Genomic DNA, 1,329 nt, shown 5'->3' with positions numbered 1-1,329 from the left:
TGTTTTATAATGAGGAGCGTAACCATCAGGGACTCAATGACCTCACCCCTGATGAAGCCTACTTTGGTCGGCAGAGATACGCTGCATGAGCTGGATCAACCACTTAAGAAGTTAGCTTATGTGTCCAACCATTGGGGTCCACTTCTGTCATTGGTGAAAAACTATCAGTGCTATTCGAACTCAATGAGTGGTATCGAGTTTCGAGGTCAACGGGTGAAATTGGTTGGGTACCAGTGCGCTCGGTACAACGTACATAACAATAAATTTAAGAGTGATTCACAACGCTCGGCGCTCTCACTTCAAGTAAGTTTAGTGTTTATGGCACAATGCTTTAGCTAAGGTGTTAGCGTTGTTCACACCTTAATTTGGCGTTAGCTGAATAAAGCGAGATTTGCATATGTTTACAGTTCCAGATTCAGATAAGAAAATTCGAGCTAAGATTTCAAGCTACAAATCAGGGCTTAATCGTGAGTTGAGAGAGTACGGGTTTATTGATGATGGGTATGGGAAAAGATACTTGATATTTCCTTTGCTACTCGTGCTAAATGATCTGAAGAAAGCAGAAGAGTACATGGAATGGTATGACACCCAATTTCCAGATGACATTGGTGAACCTATCCAAATGTTGTGCCGTTCGATTCTATCTTACCGTTTAGGTCATTACGGCAAAGCTACCTATGAATTAGCGGCTACAATGTTGTCAAATGTTTATCTTTTGCCTTGGCTTTACGGAAATAATATCGGCCCATTTGATTTAGAACATACGTCTAACTTTGCCAATCCTGAACATTGTGACTACATGCCTCTGGAAGTATTTCATAGCATCACTGGTGAGGAGTTGTACTGGATAAAAAGTTGCTATGACTCTGAGATATTTAGGGAAGCCCATACAGACTTCATCGAACTATCCATCCTCTTAAATTTCGTGTCAGAAGACGAACGTAGTAAAGTATTGGATAAACGAAATAATCTTTTAAAACAGTTTGAAAAATTCAGCTAACAAAGCATTTAAGAGTGATTCGCAACGCTTGGCGTTTTCGCTTCGCTCAAGTATAGCCAAGCGTCGCTCACACCTTAATGCGGCGTTAGCAGCCAGAAGTAATAAGGAACTATTGATGGAATTAAAATATCGTTCAGCTGATTTGGAAGATTTGGAAAGTCTTGTTGCTTTGCTTTCGAATGATCCACTTGGTAGCAAAAGAGAAGATGCGTCTATTCCGTTGAATAGTGCGTATCTTGAAGCGTTCGAAGCGATTACACGAGATCCAAATAACGAATTACTTGTTGTTGAGCTGGAAAACTCTTTAGTCGGGATGCTTCAAATTACTT

General features: G+C 40.4%; 1 protein-coding gene and 2 pseudogenes. All 3 read left to right on the top strand.

Translation table 11 applies throughout. The annotated features are described in order from the left end of the window. Nucleotides 1-143: 143 nt before the first annotated feature. A pseudogene (locus ELS82_RS27975) lies at nucleotides 144-257 on the top strand (SH3 domain-containing protein); the annotation flags it as partial. A gap of 140 nt (nucleotides 258-397) precedes the next feature. After that, nucleotides 398-1,000, top strand: coding sequence for a hypothetical protein (locus tag ELS82_RS24985; RefSeq protein ID WP_134837772.1), 603 nt, complete (start codon nucleotides 398-400; stop codon nucleotides 998-1,000). A gap of 115 nt (nucleotides 1,001-1,115) precedes the next feature. Continuing rightward, nucleotides 1,116-1,329: pseudogene (locus ELS82_RS24980) on the top strand (GNAT family N-acetyltransferase); the annotation flags it as partial.

Origin of the sequence: Vibrio ouci, from assembly GCF_004551525.1 — a bacterium.
Taxonomy (GTDB): domain Bacteria; phylum Pseudomonadota; class Gammaproteobacteria; order Enterobacterales; family Vibrionaceae; genus Vibrio; species Vibrio ouci.
Note: the sequence above shows the minus strand (reverse complement) of the source record. Positions and strands in the feature narration are given on the sequence as shown.